This is a genomic window from Bacillus sp. FSL K6-3458 (assembly GCF_038005045.1).
GTDB lineage: Bacteria > Bacillota > Bacilli > Bacillales > Bacillaceae > Bacillus > Bacillus altitudinis.
This window is the reverse complement of record NZ_JBBOSI010000001.1, coordinates 3,028,821-3,047,778: the sequence shown is the minus strand read 5'-3', so window position 1 is coordinate 3,047,778 and position 18,958 is coordinate 3,028,821. Positions and strand designations below refer to the sequence as shown.

General features: G+C 40.7%; 17 protein-coding genes. 11 read left to right on the top strand and 6 right to left on the bottom strand.

The annotated features are described in order from the left end of the window. The first annotated feature begins 92 nt into the window (after positions 1–92). From hemE to MHH23_RS16040, 7 genes are all read left to right on the top strand, one after another. Complete coding sequence (hemE, locus tag MHH23_RS16070) at positions 93–1,151, top strand: uroporphyrinogen decarboxylase (RefSeq protein WP_340959824.1); 1,059 nt, start codon at positions 93–95, stop codon at positions 1,149–1,151. A gap of 32 nt (positions 1,152–1,183) precedes the next feature. Continuing rightward, positions 1,184–2,122: a ferrochelatase gene (gene hemH / locus MHH23_RS16065; RefSeq protein ID WP_268430738.1), complete on the top strand. Its 939-nt coding sequence runs from the start codon at positions 1,184–1,186 to the stop codon at positions 2,120–2,122. A 22-nt stretch (positions 2,123–2,144) separates the two neighbouring features. Beyond that, positions 2,145–3,557 (top strand): protoporphyrinogen oxidase, encoded by a 1,413-nt coding sequence (gene hemY / locus MHH23_RS16060; protein WP_008348859.1) that lies wholly within the window; start codon positions 2,145–2,147, stop codon positions 3,555–3,557. Positions 3,558–3,733: 176 nt separating this feature from the next. Then, complete coding sequence (locus MHH23_RS16055) at positions 3,734–4,312, top strand: TetR/AcrR family transcriptional regulator (protein WP_007497184.1); 579 nt, start codon at positions 3,734–3,736, stop codon at positions 4,310–4,312. A 64-nt stretch (positions 4,313–4,376) separates the two neighbouring features. Further along, positions 4,377–6,686, top strand: coding sequence for a YhgE/Pip domain-containing protein (locus MHH23_RS16050; RefSeq protein ID WP_045034864.1), 2,310 nt, complete (start codon positions 4,377–4,379; stop codon positions 6,684–6,686). A 21-nt stretch (positions 6,687–6,707) separates the two neighbouring features. Further along, positions 6,708–6,833, top strand: a complete 126-nt coding sequence (locus MHH23_RS16045) for a hypothetical protein (RefSeq protein WP_008348854.1) — start codon at positions 6,708–6,710, stop codon at positions 6,831–6,833. Further along, entirely contained in the window at positions 6,830–7,879 is a 1,050-nt protein-coding gene (locus tag MHH23_RS16040; protein WP_024720001.1) for a M42 family metallopeptidase, read from the top strand. Before MHH23_RS16045 ends, MHH23_RS16040 begins: the two co-directional genes overlap by 4 nt. 32 nt (positions 7,880–7,911) lie before the next feature. On the opposite strand, the gene MHH23_RS16035 is transcribed toward MHH23_RS16040, so the two are convergent. Together MHH23_RS16035 and yhfH are read right to left on the bottom strand one after the other, a co-directional pair. After that, entirely contained in the window at positions 7,912–9,201 is a 1,290-nt protein-coding gene (locus tag MHH23_RS16035; protein ID WP_008348850.1) for a cation:dicarboxylate symporter family transporter, read from the bottom strand. Positions 9,202–9,540: 339 nt separating this feature from the next. Then, positions 9,541–9,678 (bottom strand): protein YhfH, encoded by a 138-nt coding sequence (gene yhfH, locus MHH23_RS16030; protein ID WP_008359029.1) that lies wholly within the window; start codon positions 9,676–9,678, stop codon positions 9,541–9,543. 155 nt (positions 9,679–9,833) lie between these two features. Between yhfH and MHH23_RS16025 the strand changes: the two genes are divergently transcribed. The 3 genes from MHH23_RS16025 to MHH23_RS16015 all read left to right on the top strand — a co-directional run bounded on the left by MHH23_RS16025 (position 9,834) and on the right by MHH23_RS16015 (position 13,295). Then, complete coding sequence (locus MHH23_RS16025; protein WP_285527981.1) at positions 9,834–10,577, top strand: MBL fold metallo-hydrolase; 744 nt, start codon at positions 9,834–9,836, stop codon at positions 10,575–10,577. A 2-nt stretch (positions 10,578–10,579) separates the two neighbouring features. After that, positions 10,580–11,569, top strand: a complete 990-nt coding sequence (locus MHH23_RS16020) for a lipoate--protein ligase (RefSeq protein ID WP_008348846.1) — start codon at positions 10,580–10,582, stop codon at positions 11,567–11,569. Positions 11,570–11,741: 172 nt separating this feature from the next. Then, complete coding sequence (locus MHH23_RS16015; protein ID WP_035392511.1) at positions 11,742–13,295, top strand: fatty acid--CoA ligase family protein; 1,554 nt, start codon at positions 11,742–11,744, stop codon at positions 13,293–13,295. Between the two features lie 193 nt (positions 13,296–13,488). On the opposite strand, the gene MHH23_RS16010 is transcribed toward MHH23_RS16015, so the two are convergent. Next, complete coding sequence (locus MHH23_RS16010; protein ID WP_340959823.1) at positions 13,489–13,905, bottom strand: sporulation protein; 417 nt, start codon at positions 13,903–13,905, stop codon at positions 13,489–13,491. Between the two features lie 177 nt (positions 13,906–14,082). On the opposite strand from MHH23_RS16010, the gene MHH23_RS16005 reads away from it, so the two are divergent. Continuing rightward, positions 14,083–15,366 carry a M48 family metallopeptidase gene (locus MHH23_RS16005; RefSeq protein WP_335364796.1) on the top strand — a complete coding sequence of 428 codons (1,284 nt, stop codon included), beginning with the start codon at positions 14,083–14,085 and terminating at the stop codon, positions 15,364–15,366. A gap of 46 nt (positions 15,367–15,412) precedes the next feature. Here MHH23_RS16005 and MHH23_RS16000 read toward each other — a convergent pair whose 3' ends face one another. From MHH23_RS16000 to MHH23_RS15990, 3 genes are all read right to left on the bottom strand, one after another. Next, positions 15,413–16,558: a serine alkaline protease SapB gene (locus MHH23_RS16000; protein WP_008348814.1), complete on the bottom strand. Its 1,146-nt coding sequence runs from the start codon at positions 16,556–16,558 to the stop codon at positions 15,413–15,415. A 387-nt stretch (positions 16,559–16,945) separates the two neighbouring features. After that, positions 16,946–17,530, bottom strand: coding sequence for a histidine phosphatase family protein (locus MHH23_RS15995; RefSeq protein ID WP_025207047.1), 585 nt, complete (start codon positions 17,528–17,530; stop codon positions 16,946–16,948). Positions 17,531–17,591: 61 nt separating this feature from the next. Beyond that, positions 17,592–18,938, bottom strand: a complete 1,347-nt coding sequence (locus tag MHH23_RS15990) for a globin-coupled sensor protein (RefSeq protein WP_373368001.1) — start codon at positions 18,936–18,938, stop codon at positions 17,592–17,594. Positions 18,939–18,958 lie beyond the last annotated feature (20 nt).

Genomic DNA, 18,958 nt, shown 5'->3' with positions numbered 1-18,958 from the left:
TAGTATACCGAGCCTTGAAAAAGCGGTATAGTAAAAGCAGTGTTTGAGCCTTATACAAAGAGAGTGTGAGGCGAAAGGTGGAATGAAAGGTAATGGGAAAAACGAAGGCTTTTAATGACACGTTCTTAAAGGCGTGCAAAGGGGAAAAAACAGACCATGTACCGGTTTGGTATATGAGACAGGCAGGACGCTCGCAGCCTGAATATCGTGCCCTTAAAGAAAAATACGGGCTATTTGAAATTACGCATCAGCCAGAGCTATGTGCTTACGTAACAAGACTTCCTGTAGAACAATATGGTGTAGATGCCGCTATTTTATATAAAGATATTATGACTCCGCTTCCAGCTATTGGAGTGGATGTTGAAATTAAAAATGGAATTGGACCAGTGATTGACTCGCCTATTCGGACAAAGGCAGATATCCAGCGTCTTGGAGAGCTTCATCCTGAAGAAGACCTGCCGTATGTGCTTGATACGATCAAGCTGTTAACAGAGGAGCAGTTGAATGTTCCGCTGATTGGTTTCGCAGGTGCACCTTTTACGATGGCAAGCTATATGATCGAAGGCGGTCCATCTAAAAATTATCATAAAACAAAGGCGCTCATGTACAGTGAGCCAGAGACATGGATGCTTTTGATGAATAAATTAGCCGATATGACGAACACATACATACGCGCTCAGGTAAAAGCAGGCGTCCGAGCATTTCAAATCTTCGACTCTTGGGTTGGCGCTTTAAATGCAGCAGATTACCGGACCTTCATTAAGCCTGTCATGCAGCGTATTTTCACAGAGCTGAAGTCTGAAAACGTACCAATGATTATGTATGGTGTCGGTGCGAGCCATCTGGCCAAAGATTGGCATGACTTGCCGCTTGATGTCGTTGGACTGGATTGGCGTATGAGTATAGACGAAGCGCGAAAAGAAGGCTTAACAAAAACGTTACAAGGAAACCTTGATCCAACGATTTTACTTTCTCCTTGGGAAGTGATTGAAGAAAGAGCAGCAGCGATTTTAGATCAAGGGATGAAATCAGATCAATTCATCTTTAACTTAGGTCACGGGGTATTCCCTGATGTCTCACCAGACACGTTAAAGAAGCTGACTGATTTTATTCACGATTATTCAGCTAAACATAAAAAGACATCCATCTAAATGATTTCAAATGATCTGAAGGAGTGTTGGTTGTGGAGAAAAAGAAAATGGGGCTACTTGTCATGGCATATGGCACCCCATATAAAGAAGAAGACATTGAACGTTACTATACACATATCCGTAGGGGCAGAAAGCCAGAGCCGGAGATGCTGCAAGATTTAAAGGACCGCTACAAGGCAATTGGCGGCATTTCTCCTTTATCAAAAATTACAGAACAGCAGGCAAATGGTTTGTGTGAACATTTGAATGAGATCCAAGACGAGATTGAATTTCATGTATACATTGGGTTAAAACATATTGAGCCTTTCATTGAAGATGCAGTCGCTGACATGCACCGAGATGGCATCACAGAAGCGCTGAGTATTGTCCTTGCACCGCACTTCTCCACATTTAGTGTGAAATCGTATAACAAACGTGCACAAGATGAAGCAGAAAAGCTTGGCCATCTGAACATTACTTCTGTTGAAAGCTGGTACGATGAACCGAAGTTTGTGGACTATTGGGTGAAACAAGTGAAAGAGACGTATGCATCCATGAGTCAGGAAGAAAGAGATTCAGCAGTGCTGATTGTGTCTGCACACAGTCTTCCTGAAAAAATTATTGCAGCAGGAGACCCATACCCTGATCAGCTTGCACAATCTGCAAAAATGATTGCTGAAGGTGCAGGAATTGAGCATTATGAAATTGGCTGGCAAAGTGAAGGCAATACGCCTGATCCGTGGCTTGGACCAGACGTACAAGATCTCACGCGTGACCTATTTGAGCAAAAAGGCTATAAAACATTTGTATACGTGCCTGTTGGATTTGTCGCTGATCACCTTGAAGTGTTATACGACAATGATTATGAATGTAAAGTCGTCACGGATGAAATTGGTGCAGCCTACTATCGTCCAGAAATGCCAAATGCGAAACCAGCATTTATTGATGCACTGGCAGCAGTCGTATTAAAGAAGCTTAATGAAAGCAAGTAATCATATAAAAGAAGGCGATCCTATGCATGACAATCAAAAACACCTTGTCATCATTGGCGGTGGCATCACGGGTTTGGCCGCCGCCTTCTATTTGGAAAAGGAAATTGAAGAAAAAGGCCTTCCTATCCAAATATCTCTTATTGAAGCGAGTCCTAGGCTAGGTGGAAAAATTCAAACATTATATAAAGACGGTTATATCATTGAACGTGGACCCGATTCATTTTTAGAAAGAAAGGTCAGTGGACCCCAGCTGGCAAAAGATGTTGGTCTATCTGATCAGCTCGTCAATAATGAAACAGGGCAAGCGTATGTATTAGTCAATGAAACCCTTCATCCGATGCCAAAGGGGGCTGTCATGGGCATTCCAACTCAAATCAGTCCTTTCATTACAACTGGGCTTTTTTCAGTTGCCGGAAAAGCACGTGCAGCGATGGATTTCGTTTTGCCAAAAAGCAAACAGACGGAAGATCAGTCTCTGGGGGAATTTTTTAGAAGACGTGTGGGTGATGAAGTGGTGGAGAATTTAATTGAACCGCTACTATCAGGCATTTATGCTGGTGACATTGATCGCCTGAGCTTAATGTCTACCTTCCCGCAGTTCTATCAAACAGAACAGAAGCATCGCAGTTTGATTCTTGGGATGAAAAAATCACAGCAGCATGCAAAAGCGCAACAAGTGACAGCGAAAAAGCAAGGACAGTTCCAGACAATCAATCAAGGGCTGCAAGCACTTGTTGAAGCGGTCGAAAGTAAACTCAAGCTGACGAAGATTTACAAAGGGACAAAAGTGACCCAGATCGAAAAAGCAGAGGGAGGCTATGGCGTTCAATTAGACAGCGGTCAAACGCTTTTTGCAGATTCTGCCATTGTGACAACTCCTCACCAATCGATCTATTCCATGTTTCCAAAAGAAGCAGGGCTTGAGTACTTGCATGACATGACATCGACTTCTGTTGCAACAGTTGCACTCGGATTTAAAGAAGAGGATGTTCACAATGAATATGATGGTACTGGTTTTGTCATCTCAAGAAATAGTGATTTCTCCATTACAGCATGTACGTGGACAAATAAGAAATGGCCTCACACTGCACCTAAAGGAAAAACATTGCTCCGTGCATACGTTGGGAAAGCTGGCGATGAATCAATTGTCGAACAGTCTGATCATCAAATCGTGAGCATCGTGCTGGAGGATTTGAAGAAAATCATGGATATTAAAGCAGATCCAGAGCTGACGACAGTGACTCGCTGGAAAACAAGCATGCCGCAATATCATGTGGGTCATCAAAAACAGATTTCGACGATGCGAGAAACGTTTAAGCAATCATATCCTGGTATTTATATCACGGGTGCTGCATTTGAAGGTGTTGGGATTCCTGATTGTATTGATCAAGGAAAAGCTGCCATCTCAGAAGCTGTATCTTATCTATTTTCATAAAAAAACAAACTCCCTTTTCTGTCATGGAAAGGGAGTTTTTCATGTTCGTATGTTTAGAAAAGAGTGGTGAATAATAAAATTGAACAAAGTTGTTGCATCTGAGGAAAAGGATGTGGTATATTACTTTCTGTACTTAATGACCGAAACGTTCAAATAGTCATTTTGGGAGTGAGATCATGAGTGTTGATAGGAGACAAATGATTTTAGATGGAGCAACAAAGGCATTTACCCAGTTCGGGTATAAAGCCACGACAATGGACCTTGTAGCAAAGCTTGCCAACGTTGGAAAAGGAACGATTTATACTTTTTTCAAAAACAAAGAAGAGCTGTTCGATGAAATTTTCACATCACTGTTAATGGAGATGAGGAAAATTGCAGATGAAGCAATAGATGAGAAGAATAGTTTCTCAGAAAACCTTCATTTAGCACTCTTTGCAATATTAGAATTTCGAAAAAACCACCAGCTTACAATTAAAATCTTTCAGGAAAATGCGGAGCTTGGCACATCAGCAGTGAAAGAAATGATTGAAAAAATGGAGCAGATGATCATTCGCTATATTAAAACAAAAGTAAAAGAAGCGATTGAAAAAGGCGACATTAAGCCCTGTGATCCTGAATTGACGGCATTTGTGATGGTGAAACTATATATTGCACTTATTTTTGACTGGGAAAAGCGATATGAGCCTTTAACAAAAGAAGAGGTCGCTGAATCGCTCGAGCTTTATGTACTAAAAGGACTGTCTGCAACAACATAATTTTTTTTGAGTTCAAATGACCGAATTCTTAATTTAGTCATTCATCAATGGGAGGAAAACAGCAATGAATTTAATTCGGAATCAATGGAAAGACATTGTGACGAGCAAAAAACTACTGATCCCGATTTTAGCTGTCTTATTTATTCCACTGATTTATAGTGGTGTATTTTTAAAAGCTTACTGGGATCCATATGGTACAGTTGATCAATTACCTGTAGCGGTTGTCAACTTGGATGAAGGCAGTCATTATGACGGCAAAACCCTTCAAGTGGGCGATGATTTAGTGAAGGAATTGAAGAAAAACGATAGTTTTAAATGGCATTTTGTTGATAGTGAAGAAAAGGCCATCAAAGGGTTAAATAACGAAGACTATTATCTCGTCGTCGAGATTCCGAAAGATTTCTCGAAAAATGCGAGTACAGTACTAGACAAACATCCGAAAAAATCGAATCTGAAATATTATACGAATCCAGGCGCAAACTATGCTGCGTCTCAAATTGCGAATAACGCCATTATCAAATTAAAAGATTCGGTTTCAAAGGAAGTCACAGAAAATTATGCAGAGGTCATCTTTGATAACTTCAAAACGATTGCAAAAGGATTAGATCAAGCAAGCGATGGAGCGAAGAAAATTGATGACGGAACAAAAAGCGCAAAAGACGGTAGCCAAAAGTTAAAAGACAATCTGGCGAAATTGGCAGAAGGAACGTTAACGTATAGCGAAGGTGTTCATCAGTTTGCAGGAAAAATGGGTGAACTGAACACTGGAATTCAATCTCTTGATAGCGGTCTTGGTCAGCTCTTAACAGGCTATCAAACGATTGATCAGAAATTTGGTGAGCTTGGCACAGGAATTGATACATTGACCGAAGGGTTAAACACAAGCCGTGAAGGACATGAGCAGCTTTCTTCTAAAATGCCGCAATTCACAGCAGGCATTGAGCAGCTGAACAATAAAGCACAGTCATTTTCAGAAAAAATCGCTGCTGTGGAGAAAGTATTGTCTTCACCTGAATTAGCGAATCTTGAAAAGATGGCGCCTAAGATTGATCAGGTGAAAGAAGATGCAAAAACGTTCAGTACCAAACTTGCTTCTTTAAAAGAAGCATTATCTAATCGAGATGCAAAAGTAAAAAGTATTATTCAAAACAGCTCGATGACAGATGAAGAGAAAAAGGCGGCAATGGATCAGCTAGACAGTCTTCCTAAAATTGAACTGCCTGATTTGTCTGGTCTTGAGCAAAGCTTAGCGGCGCTGCAGGAACTGCCTGACGCAAGTGAAGTTCAGTCTGCGGTTGCATCTGCAAAAGCACAGCTACAGCAAGTCAAGCAGCTGCCAGAGAAAACAGAACAGCTGTATACATCGACAGTCGCCATACAAAATGCGATTGATCAAATGACATCCGGTACGAATAAATTGTATCAAGGTGCACTGAAGCTTCAAACGGGTCAAGGGAAATTACAAGATGGCCTGCAAACAGCAAATGGAAAGCTTGATACAGCGAAAAGTGGTGCGGATAAACTGGCAAATGGTTCAAGCCAGCTTAGTGCAGCATTGAATAAACTAGAAAGTGGATCAGCGAGTATCCAAAGCAACTCATCTAAACTGGCTGAAGGGTCAAAATCCCTTGATAAAGGATTAGGTGACTTAAAAAGTGGGACTGGAAAGCTTTCTGATAAGCTAAAAAGCGCTGCAGATGAAACAGGAGACATTGATGCGGGGCAGGACAATTACAATATGATTGCAAGCCCAGTCAAAACAGAGAATGATACAGCGAAAAAAATTGATAACTATGGAACAGGGCTCACACCATATATTTTATCAATGGGACTCTTTGTTGGAGCTCTTATGCTGACTGTTGTATTCCCAATGAAAGATCCTGCTGGACGCCCTAGAAATGCGTTTGAATGGTTTGTCAGCAAATATAGTGTGCTTCTCTTAGTCGGTATCTTGCAGGCAGTGATTGCAAGCTCCATGCTCATCTTTGGACTTGGACTTGAGGTGGAAAGCCTCTGGCGCTTCTATCTCTTTGCGATCATCGTCAGTCTGACATTCCTAGCGATCATTCAGCTTCTTGCGACGACGATGGGGAACCCAGGACGCTTTATTGCCGTCATTATCTTGGTTCTTCAGCTTGCAGCAAGTGCGGGTACATTCCCGCTTGAGCTTGTACCAAAATTCTTCCAAGTTATTCACAGTCTGCTTCCAATGACGTATACCATCAACGGATTTAGAACGATCATTGCAAGCGGTGATAACAGTTATTTATGGCACCAAGCAGCGATTCTTGGAACAGTAGCCATCATCATGATGGCTGCAACAACAGCATACTTTGCTTGGAACATAAGAAAAATGAAACAAGAAGAAGCTTAATCAAAAAAACCTTTCTCTTTCATGAGAAAGGTTTTTCTATTAGAAATTAGACATCAGGAACCCGAAGCGATATATTTTAAGAAGGATGCTGAAAAAAGGCATGCTTGGAAAGAATTTCTTTTAGATGAAGGAGGATATGCCGAATGACAACGGAAGTAAATGAAACGATTCAGCTTATTCAAAAGCTTGTGTCGATCCCAAGTCCATCAGGAAATACTGAGAAAGTGATTGGCTTTGTCGAACGTTTTTTACAAGATTTAAATATTGAAACGAAGCGAAATCGAAAAGGCGGATTAATTGCCACCCTAAAAGGAACAGATGACAAGGAACACCGCATGCTGACAGCACATGTCGATACGCTCGGTGCGATGGTCAAAGAAATTAAATCAAATGGCCGGCTGCGTCTTGCACTCATTGGAGGCTTTCAATATAACTCGATAGAAGGCGAGTATTGTGAAATTGAAACAGTAACAGGCCGTACATACACAGGTACCATTCTGATGCATCAAACGTCCGTTCACGTATATGAGGATGCTGGAAAAGCGAAGCGAAATCAAGAAAATATGGAAATTCGCTTAGATGAGAAAGTGAAAAATGCAGACGATGTGCAAGCACTCGGCATTCAAGTAGGAGACTTTATCTCATTTGATCCTAGAGTGGAAGTGACGTCTTCAGGTTTTATTAAATCAAGACACCTTGATGATAAGGCAAGTGTGGCGTTGTTGCTGAGATTGATTCACCGCATTCAAACAGAGAACATCACATTGCCGCATACGACACATTTCTTAATTTCAAATAATGAAGAAATCGGATACGGTGGGAACTCGAATATCCCGGAAGAAACGGTGGAATATTTGGCTGTTGATATGGGAGCCATCGGTGACGGTCAATCAACCGATGAATACAGCGTGTCAATATGTGTGAAGGATTCTAGTGGTCCTTATCACTATGGTCTGCGCAAACATTTAGCAGCATTAGCTGAGGCAAATAAGATCGATTACCGCCTTGATATATACCCTTATTATGGTTCAGATGCGTCAGCAGCGATTCGAGCAGGGCATGATATCATTCATGGACTGATTGGACCTGGCATTGACTCTTCGCATGCCTTTGAAAGAACCCATGAAGACTCATTGATTCATACAGCCAATCTTCTGTACCACTATGTTCAAAGCAAATTAATCACAGTATAAAAAAAGAACCCCGATCGCGGGGTTCTTTTTGATTAGCTTGAAAGTTGTGTTGGCTCAGGTACATCTTGTCCAGTCATCACGCGGTGTCCTTTTTCAGGGTCATATTGCCCTTCCCATTTAGACATCACGACAGCTGCAAGTGCATTACCAGTTAAGTTGACAACGGTTCTTGCCATATCCATGATACGATCAACACCTGCAATAAAGGCTAGACCTTCAGCAGGAACACCGATCGTTCCAAGTGTTGCAAGTAATACAACAAAGGATGTACCAGGAACGGCAGCCATTCCTTTTGATGTCACCATCAATACAAGGATTAGTGTGAGCTGCTGTACGATCGTGAGGTCAATGCCATATACCTGCGCTAAGAAAAGCGCCGCAATGGCTTGATACAAGACGGAGCCGTCCAGATTAAACGTATAACCAATTGGGATAACAAAAGAAACAATTCCTTTTGGACACCCGATGCGCTCCATTTTATCCATGACTCTCGGTAAAACTGTTTCAGAGCTGGATGTACTAAAGGCGAGAAGCATTTCGTCTTTCATGTAAGCAAGAAATCTGAAAATATTGACGCCAATCATCTTTCCAATAATTCCGAATACAACGATAAGGAAGAGAGCGAGCGCAAAATAAACAAGACCTACGAGCTTACCTAATGAAACAAGAGATTCAAGACCAAATTTTGATACTGTCACACCAATGAGCGCGAACACACCAAATGGTGCTGCTTTCATCACAACATTGACGACATGGAACATCGCATGTGACACACCTTCAAAGAAGGCGAGCACTGGTTTGCCGCGTTCACCAATCGCTGAAACGCCAAGTGCGAATAATACAGTGAAGAAAATAATCGCAAGCAAATCACCTTCCGCCAATGATTGGAAGAAGTTCGTCGGAACGATATGAAGGAACGTATCAGCAACTGATTTACTGCTTTGTTCTTTTTCCGTTTCAACATACTGGCTAATATCCTGTTTTTCTGTATGTCCAAAGTCAACGCCTGCACCTGGTTGAACAAAGTTCGCAAGCACAAGACCAAGGATGATCGCAAACGTTGTGATAATTTCAAAATAAAGAATGGTTCTAAAACCAAGCTTCCCTACTTTTTTACCATCACCCGCACCTGCAACACCTAAAATTAAGCTAGATACGACAATCGGAATGACAATCATCTTAATGAGTCGTAAGAAGAAGTCTCCAATTGGTTTTAAATATGTCTCAACACCAGGGTTACCGAAAAAGATCGCACCAACCACGACACCGAGAATAAGACCGATTAGGATTTGAGTTGCTAATCCAAATTTTAATTTTTTCATAGATTTCCTCCCTAACATATTCATTAAAGGAATATTCCCATTATATTAAGTTTTAATATATGAATTAAAGTATAACTAAAATTAAAGAGGTTCGTCCACGATTAAATTATATTAAGAAAATACAAAATTATTTGAAAAAATGGACACTTCGAACCCCCTTCGTTGTTTTAAGTCAATAAAAAGTGCCTTCCGAACTAAAAGTCATCATATGAAAATACTAAAAAACCCTTCTGTACCAAGGGTTTTACCTTTTTACCTATTTTTCAGAAAAAATAAAAAGCACTTTTGACTCCAACTGACGAAGGAAGAAAAAAGTGCTTTTTTATTCTATTTATTCCCTTATTTAAGATAACTTACTTGTGAGCATTCCTCACATTCATTACCGTAACACTCGTGCTGTTCCATTAAATCATTTCCACATTTTGTGCATTTTTTTGAAGGCAAATTTCTAAAAAACTCAGTGATTTTTCCTAGCATTTGTCATCCTCCAATACGTTTTATTGTTATCATTGTATTATAACAGATTGATAATTGTCAATCTGTTTTGTAACAATAGGCAAGAAGAATGCTTTTTTTATGAAAAATGGGTATATTGTAAGAAGGGGATTTTTTGAAAAGGAGGAAATATGACGATGAAATTAACCGTGATTGGCTGCTACGGAGGATTTCCAGCAGCAGGTGAAGCCACATCAGGTTATCTTTTTGAATCAGATGGTTTTCGTCTGCTTGTTGACTGCGGGAGCGGAGTTCTGTCAAAGCTTCAGCAATACATTGATATAGAAGAACTAGATGCTGTACTCCTTTCTCATTATCATCACGATCATATTGCAGATATCGGACCTCTCCAATATGCGAAGCTAGTGGGTTATCATTTAGGAAAAAGCAGTGGTCCGCTAACGATCTACGGACATACCGGGGATCAAGCAGCATTTCAGCGGCTCTCTGATGATGTACATACAAAGACAAAACCTTATCACCCGGAAGAGGGCATTCAAATTGGACCATTTCAAATTGATTTTTTGAAAACGGTTCATCCGGCAGAATGCTATGCGATGAGAATTCAGGCAAATGAGGCTGTGGTGGTGTATACAGCTGATTCCAGCTATCAAGATGCATTTATCCCTTTTAGCAAGGAAGCAGACTTACTTATTGCCGAAAGCAACTTTTACGCTGGACAAGACGGATCGGGTGCAGGACATATGAACAGCACTGAAGTAGGGAAGCTGGCAAGTGAAGCAAATGTTGGAGAGCTCATCATCACCCATCTGCCTCATTTCGGTCGGCATAAAGACCTAGTCAATGAAGCACAGGCGTTATATACTGGCAATATACAGCTTGCCCAATCAGGGCTTAGATGGAACAAGGAAGGAAGATAGAGATGCTGTTTATCGATAACGAGCAACATTATGACCCAATGATTAATTTAGCAATTGAAGAGTATTGCTTAAAATATTTAGATCCAGAAGAAACGTATTTGCTGTTTTACATCAACCAGCCGTCCATTATTATTGGAAAGAACCAAAATACAATAGAAGAAATCAATACAAAATATGTGGAAGACAATGGCATCAAAGTCGTTCGCAGGTTATCTGGCGGTGGTGCAGTTTACCATGACAAAGGAAACTTGAACTTCAGTTTTATTACAAAAGACGATGGGGACAGCTTTCATAACTTTAAAAAATTCACCGAGCCAGTCATCAAAGCGCTTGAAAAGCTTGGCGTCAAAGCGGAATTAAGCGGCAGAAATGACATCATGGCAGATGGGCGTAAAATCTCGGGGAATGCTCAATTTGCTACACGAGGACGTATCTTCAGTCATGGCACCCTATTATTTGATTCAGAAATCGAACATGTTGTCTCGGCATTAAATGTGAAGAAAGAAAAGATCGAATCAAAAGGTATCAAATCCATTAGAAGCAGGGTTGCGAATATTAGTGAACTGATGGATCAAAAGATGACAACAGAAGAATTTAGAAAAATTCTTTTAAGCTATATTTTTGACACGAACGGAGACGTGCCTGAGTATCAGCTGACAGAAAAGGATTGGGAGAAAATTCATGAGATTTCTCGTGATCGATACCAAAAATGGGAATGGAACTACGGCCGTTCACCTAAGTTTAACTTGCAGCACTCTAAGCGTTTTCCAGCTGGATCGATTGATCTTCGATTAGAAGTGAAAAAAGGCATCATTCAAGACTGCAAAATTTTTGGTGACTTCTTCGGTGTAGGGGATATTGCTGATATTGAGAAACGACTCATTGGGCAGCAATATGATCGCAAAACCATTAGTGATGTATTAGAAGACATGGATATGCGCCATTATTTTGGTAACGTATCAAAAGAAGATTTTCTGGATTTGATTTATTAAGCAAGGACAAGCACGGCTAGAGATAGCGGTGCTTTTTCTAATGAAAGAGATGAAAGCGGTTTACATTTGATCTTGTGAATTTTTTCGATTGTCTATTATAATAGAAAGGAGGAATGTTTGGTCATAAAATGAATGGCTATTCATTCATTGATGAAGTATAAGGGGTGGGAGAATGGATTTGATCAAAAATCTTGAGCAGACTGCGATGACCAAGGGAGAGAACGTCGCACTGATCTTTGAAGGGAACAAGTGGACCTATCAAGAACTGATGACAAGTATCGAACGTTTTGCAGATGGTTTAGTGAGCGAAGGGTTTCAAGCGGGAGATCATATCGCGCTGATTTTAGGAAATTCACCGCATTTTGTGATTTCATTTTTTGGTGCATTAAAGGCAGGACTTGTTGTTGTACCTGTCAATCCAACATACACGCCAAGTGAAATCGGCTATATGCTGGTCACTGGTGATGTAAAAGGGATTGTTGCACCGGATCAGCTTCTGCCGATATACGAGCAGGTGTATGAACAGCTTCCAGCTATTGAACGAGTCATTATTTGTGCACAAAATGAATCTGCGTGCAGGTCAAGTTTAAAAGAAGTATCTGATCGTCTTGTTTTCTTCGGAAAGCTTGTGTCTGGAGATGCGCCGGAAACTGAGCATCCTGTCATACAACCTGACGATACGGCCGTTATTTTATTTACATCTGGCACAACAGGAAAACCAAAAGGGGCAATGCTCACTCATGTTAACCTATATTCAAATGCAAGAGACATTGCGGAGTACCTGTCAATTGATGAAAAGGACAAGGTGATTGCTGCTTTGCCGATGTTCCATGTGTTTTGTTTGACCGTCTGTATGAATGCCCCTTTGATTCATGGAGCGACCATCTATGTCCTGCCGCATTTCAGCCCATCAGAGCTTTTACGAATGATGGAGAAAGAAAAACCAACGCTATTTGTTGGTGTTCCAACCATGTATAACTATTTATATCGTCAGGACGGTCATGAGGAAGCGATGAAGTCGGTGAGGATTTGTATATCAGGCGGTGCGTCCATGCCTGTTGCTTTACTTCACGGTTTTGAAGAAAAGTTCGGTGTCACGGTGTTAGAGGGCTATGGATTGTCAGAGGCTTCCCCAGTGACGGCATTCAATCCCCTTGATGGAAAAAGAAAACCAGGTTCAGTCGGAACTGATATTATGAATGTGAAAAATAAGATCGTGAATGAACTTGGAGAGGAAGTTGGACCAAACGAAGTCGGAGAATTGATTGCAAAAGGGCCAAACATTATGAAAGGCTATTATCAAATGCCAGAAGACACAGAAGCAGCACTGAAAGATGGCTGGCTGTACACAGGAGATTTGGCGAGAAGAGATGAAGACGGATATATTTATATCGTCGATCGAAAAAAGGACATGATTCTCGTTGGCGGGTATAATGTCTATCCAAGAGAAGTAGAAGAAGTGCTTTATCAACATGAAGCTGTAGCAGAAGCCGTTGTCATCGGTGTGCCAGATCCAAACACAGGAGAGGCTGTTGTCTGTTACATTTCCCCTAAGAAACATGCTCACATCAATCAAGAAGACATCATCACACATTGTTCACGCTATTTGGCGAAATATAAGCAGCCCCAAACGATCCATTTCATTGATGATATTCCAAAAAACACGACTGGTAAAATTTTAAGAAGAGCGCTAAAGGATAAGTACCAAGCAGAAACAAGTAAATAAAAAAAGAGTCTCTTCTTATGAGGAGGCTCCTTAGCGTGTAGACAAACCCTCGCATTCTTTGTCAGTCCTGCGTGCTTGGTTCACATTCGCTCCGCGCCTCCTAGACTGCAAAGGTTTTCTATCACGCTGCAAAGAAGACAAGGGGGTAAAATCAAGTTCATTTTATCCCTTTGTCAACAATCTAGGGAGTCTCTTATGAAGAGGCTCCTTTTTGAATCGCTTCTTGTACCTGTTTTCGAAAGGAATTTGACTGTTTTTGATTTAATTCATAATAGGTGCCGTCTACTAAAAAAACAACTTGAGAGCGGTTGGTCCATAGCTGAAAAGAAGTGCCATTTGTCCGTCCGAACATGACCTTGGCGATATAATCTGGCTTCTTTACATTCTTTTTGAGATTGCTGCTTGTTTGTTTCCCTTTGTTTAATTGTTCAATTAGATCCTCAGTTGTATCTTTATCATCTATTTCATAAGAAATGGACTGGTTCGTCGGTGAAAGCAATAATTTCTCTGCTCGATTTTCATCGAAGATGTCACTTGTCCGGCTGAACACATAAAAGAAGGTAATCAGTAAAAGCCCAAAGATCAAAATTCCTGCAAGGATTTTCTTCATGATGAACCTCCAACTCACTTTTTTATAGTTAGTTTCTCCGATTTTTGAACAGCATAATCATTTTTTTCACTCAAGCTTTTTCAGATAGGGCATGCTATGATGGAGCCACATGAGACAGGTTCTAAACAAAAACGTGCGTGATTACAATAGAGAGAGAAATGGAAAGGAGGCTGACCAGTGCGAGTACGCAAATGGGTAGCTCTTGCAACGGTAGCATACATATTGTACGGTCTTTTTATTTATTCTTACTTATTCCTAATGGGGGATTCATCTGTCCCTGACAGTGTGAAAGGGACAAGTGCAGACCCGCATACATTTATGACAACCCATGAGCTTTTGATCAGTGGAAATTACTCGAACATTCGTAACCTGTTGTACTTTATGACAATTCCTTTAGATTGGTATGTCTTTTTCCTTTTGCTCATTTCAGGGTTTTCAAGGAAATTAGCAGATTGGAGCTTGGCAGCAGCTCGTTTTCACCTTTTGAGCAAACTTGTGTATGTGTTTGTGCTGTCACTTTTGACGATGCTGATCACATTGCCGGTCAAGTGGGTGAGCTACCAGTTGTCCTTGAACTACGGTGTTTCAGCACAAAGCACGGCAAGTTGGCTAAAAGACCAAACGCTTGATTTTTGGATTCAATATCCACTGCTTGTTCTATGCGCCATTGTGTTCTTTTGGCTCATTCAAAAGAAAAGGAAATATTGGTGGCTGTATGCTTGGTGTTTAACCGTTCCAGTTACACTATTTCTCTTCTTTATACAGCCGGTCGTTATTGATCCACTCTACAATGATTTTTACCCATTGAAGGATCAAGCGCTTGAGAAAAAGATATTAACTCTTGCAGAGAAAGCACACATTCCAGCAGATCATGTATATGAAGTCAACATGTCAGAGAAAACAAACACGATGAATGCTTACGTCACAGGAATTGGTGAAAATAAGCGTATTGTTTTGTGGGATACGACACTTCAAAAGCTGAAAGACCGTGAAATCTTATTTATCATGGCGCATGAGATGGGACATTACGTGATGAAGCATGTGTATATCGGTTTAGCAGGATATTTAGTGCTGTCTCTGGTTGGATTTTTTGCCATTGACCGTTTTTATTTTTCCCTTTACCAAAAAGGCGCTTCTTCATTTCGTCTGAAGGCACCACATGACGTTGCTACTCTTCCGCTTCTGTTGATCATTGTATCTATGCTGTCATTTGTTGCTTCTCCTTTTACAAATGCTGTGTCAAGGCATCAAGAACGTGCAGCTGATGAATACGCCGTGAACTTGACGAAAGATGGAGAGGCGGGGGTGACGTCATTTCAAAAGCTTGCAAAATCAGGGCTTTCCCAAGTCAATCCGCCACTTTTAGTGAAAATATTCCGCTATGGACACCCGACGATGATGGAGAGAATCATCGATATGGAAAAAGCCGCAAAAAAAGAGGAAACATCGAAAAAGCAATAAATAAAAAATCCGGCTCAGTTCGCCGGATTTTTTTGTCACACTTATTTTAGTTAGAAGCCGCTTGAACGTTAATTAATCCTTTTCCATAATAGAACGAATTACCAAGCGGTGTTGCCGTATTTTCTAAGCGCTGACGAACCTGAGACGTTGATAGATTCGGATACTTAGAAAGGATAAGCGCTGCTGCTCCTGCTACATGAGGAGATGCCATTGATGTTCCCGTATAAGACGTATATCCACTGCTTGGTACTGTACTTAAAATCGATGTACCAGGTGCAGAAACATCTAATTCAGGACCTGCGCTAGAAGACGAGTTTCTGACATTGTTGCTGTTCACGTTGGCAACAGCAATTGTAGAGTCGTATTTTGCAGGATAGCCAACGGTGCTAGTAGAGCCAGTTGAACCTGAATTCCCTGCTGCGGCAACGACAACTACTCCGCGGTTATTCGCTGTGTCTACAGCATTTTTAAGCGCTGTGGAGCCGTTTGGTCCGCCTAAGCTCATATTGATGACATCCATGTTATTGGCAACAGCCCATTCAATACCGCTGATAATCCAGCTGTATTGTCCATCGCCGTAACGATCTAATACTTTAACGGCATACAAGGAGGCGCTTGGCGCAACCCCAAGAACACCAATCGTGTTATCAAGGGCAGCAATGGTTCCGGCTACGTGAGTTCCGTGTGATTGAAAGTCTTGTGTGGCATTTGGCTCTGAAGGGACGAAGCTAGCACCGCCTGCAACATTTAAGTCAGGGTGTGCGGCGTGGATTCCAGTATCAAGGACAGCTACTTTGACGTTAGCACCTTTATAACCTTGAGCGTGTACGGCTGGAGCTTTGATTTGAGGGATACCATAAGGGACGGTTTGGGCATATGCTTCTGCTTTGTGGTCTTCTTCTACATAAGCAATGCTAGGGTCGTGTTCAAGTTTTTTTGCGGCTTGTTCAGACATCTTCACTTGTGCAGCATTAATGAGGCGGTATTGTTTTTCTAATTTCCCACCATTTTGTGTCACTGCTTGTTTCTTAGAGCTGTTTGTGGTGGCAGAAGCTTTAAAGCCAACGATATAGCTTTTTTCGCTTTCTGACTTTGAGGCAGTCTCGGCATTTGCCATCGAGCCTCCAAACCCTGCTGAAAACAGAAGAGGGACAGCCAATAAAACACTTGTCATCACATTTTTCTTTTTCACGCACATTCCACATCCCTTTTTTCTTATTTCAGAATAATCATCCGTAGTCTATAAGAATGATCCGTTTGATTATTCTGTATTTTCAGTTTAATAGAGATAGGCAAATAAGAGTAGACCCGAATTTTTGTGGAAGTCCTAGCGAAAAATAGGGAATTAAGTCGCTTGGAAATGATGGTAAAATATGTTTATTTTATATTTCCAACGGTTTTCTATTAAAAAGGAAACGTGCTTTTTTTCTCATGATCCATTTGAGGATAAACATTCGATACCCGAAATGCCATAAAATAGGTAGAAAAGGCTATCATCTATTTCGAATTTCGATATAAAAAAATATTATTTTATCATTGTTTTTGACATGAAAAAGAACCTGTTATGAAAACAGGTTCTTTAAGAAGGGGCAGATTGTGTTAAATGGCTGACCACGTTGTAATCGTTCACCTTCCATTCACCATCTGTCCATTCCACATAATTTAAGCAGGCATTCTCAAGTCTTGTATCCTTAATACCCATATGTTCGTCAGCTAGTGAGGTGAGTAAGGCATGGATGGCAGCACCGTGTGCTACGATTAGTACCCGTTGATCTGGGTAGGTTGCTCTCACTTTTTCGATACCTTCTAGCATTCGATCTTGAAGTGCCGATAGTGGTTCCATATTTGGATACTGTTTATTTGGAAACAGTTTCTGACGTTCCTCAAATGACATGCCTTCAGCGTCGCCATAGTCACGTTCAATAAAATCGTCCATGATCACGAGCGGTGCATGTACATGCTGTAAAATCAAATGAGCTGTTTCTTTTGCCCTTGATAGCGGACTGGAAATGACAACATCCCAGTGGGCATCTTTTAAGTAAAGACCGGTTTGTTCCGCTTGCCATTTACCAGTGTCATTTAAAGGGATATCTGTTCGTCCTTGAATTCGTTTCGCTGCATTCCAATCGGTTTCTCCGTGTCTGACTAGGCAAATTGCTGTCAATCAAATCCCGCCTTTTCTATCTTTTCCTCTATTATACTAAAACAGAAGAAGAATGACTGGATCAGTGATTTGTCAGACTCGTTAAGGATTCGACCGAACTTGCCACTTGGGACACAGTTTGTTTGACTTCTTTCAATTCGTTTAGGAATGTTTGCAAATCTATTTCAATTTTTCCGTTTTGGTTTTTGCTTAAGTTCATGCTGCTGACGATATCATCGAATAGCGAGTTGATTTGGGTCATTTTTTCTTTACTGTCTGTCACAAGTAAATTCACATCAGCAATATGCTGTGACACAATGGCAATTTGTGAATTTGTGTTGTTGACGAGCTCAGATACAGTTGAAACCGTTTTCTTTGTATCCTCTGATAATTTGCGAACCTCATTTGCAACGACAGCAAAGCCTTTGCCATGTTCACCTGCTCGAGCTGATTCGATTGAAGCGTTTAAAGAGAGTAAATTCGTTTGCTCCGCAATACCTGTGACGATCCCAAAAATTTGTTCAATTTGTTTCGCAATTTCTTCTAAGCGTTTAATTTCTGTTTCAATCTTTGTCATACTGCCGTCAATTTGGTTCATTTGCGTCTGCTGAATTTCTAACTCTTTTTTACCGCCAATTGATTTCTCTTCAACTTGTGCTGAGATCTTTGTGCCAGCCTGTGACATATCCGCCATCTCATCAGATTTTGATACAAGTTTGTCCACTGCATTTGTTGTGTTTGAGAAGAGAGAAGCAAGTGAATTAGATGTTTCTGTAATTTTTGTATGAAGCTCTTTTTGCTGTAGTTCTGCTTCATCACGAACTTTAGAGTATTCATTTTGGAACGTATCTAGGACAAGCTGCTGCTCTAGATTTAAAATTTTCGTCGTCGCTTTCACTGCCGTCTGATATTCTTTGAAATCTTGGATATGCTGGGCAAATAAATCCATTATGGATAGCAATAGGTCTTGGAAGGCTGCCATATACCATTTAGGTTGAAGTCCAATTCTTAAATGAACTTGTGCAATTTTAATTCTTTTGGCCACATAAGATTCGTCAATCACACCGGCAAACATTTCACTAATATGAATGCGTAGTGTTTTCTTTAGACGCTCGACTGAGCTGTTATCTTGAATGATGTGCATCAAGGAAGACTCGACTTCTAGGTTTTTATAAAATTTATCGACGATATGTTCAATTTCATCTTGAACGATTGGATTCAGCTGTTTCAAGATAAAAAGGTCTTGCTGCGTCAAATCAATCATTTTAATTTGTTTGGCAATGTCCGTATTCTCCGGAAAATTGATTCGTTTTATCCCATCATCCTGCTGTGTGAAAAAAGCAGTGTTTTTCTTTTTACTCTCTTTTTTAAATAACAATGTGTTTGTCCCCCCATGATTATCAAAAATATCAGACTTTATGTTTTTTATCGGATAATTTTGGTTTTTTT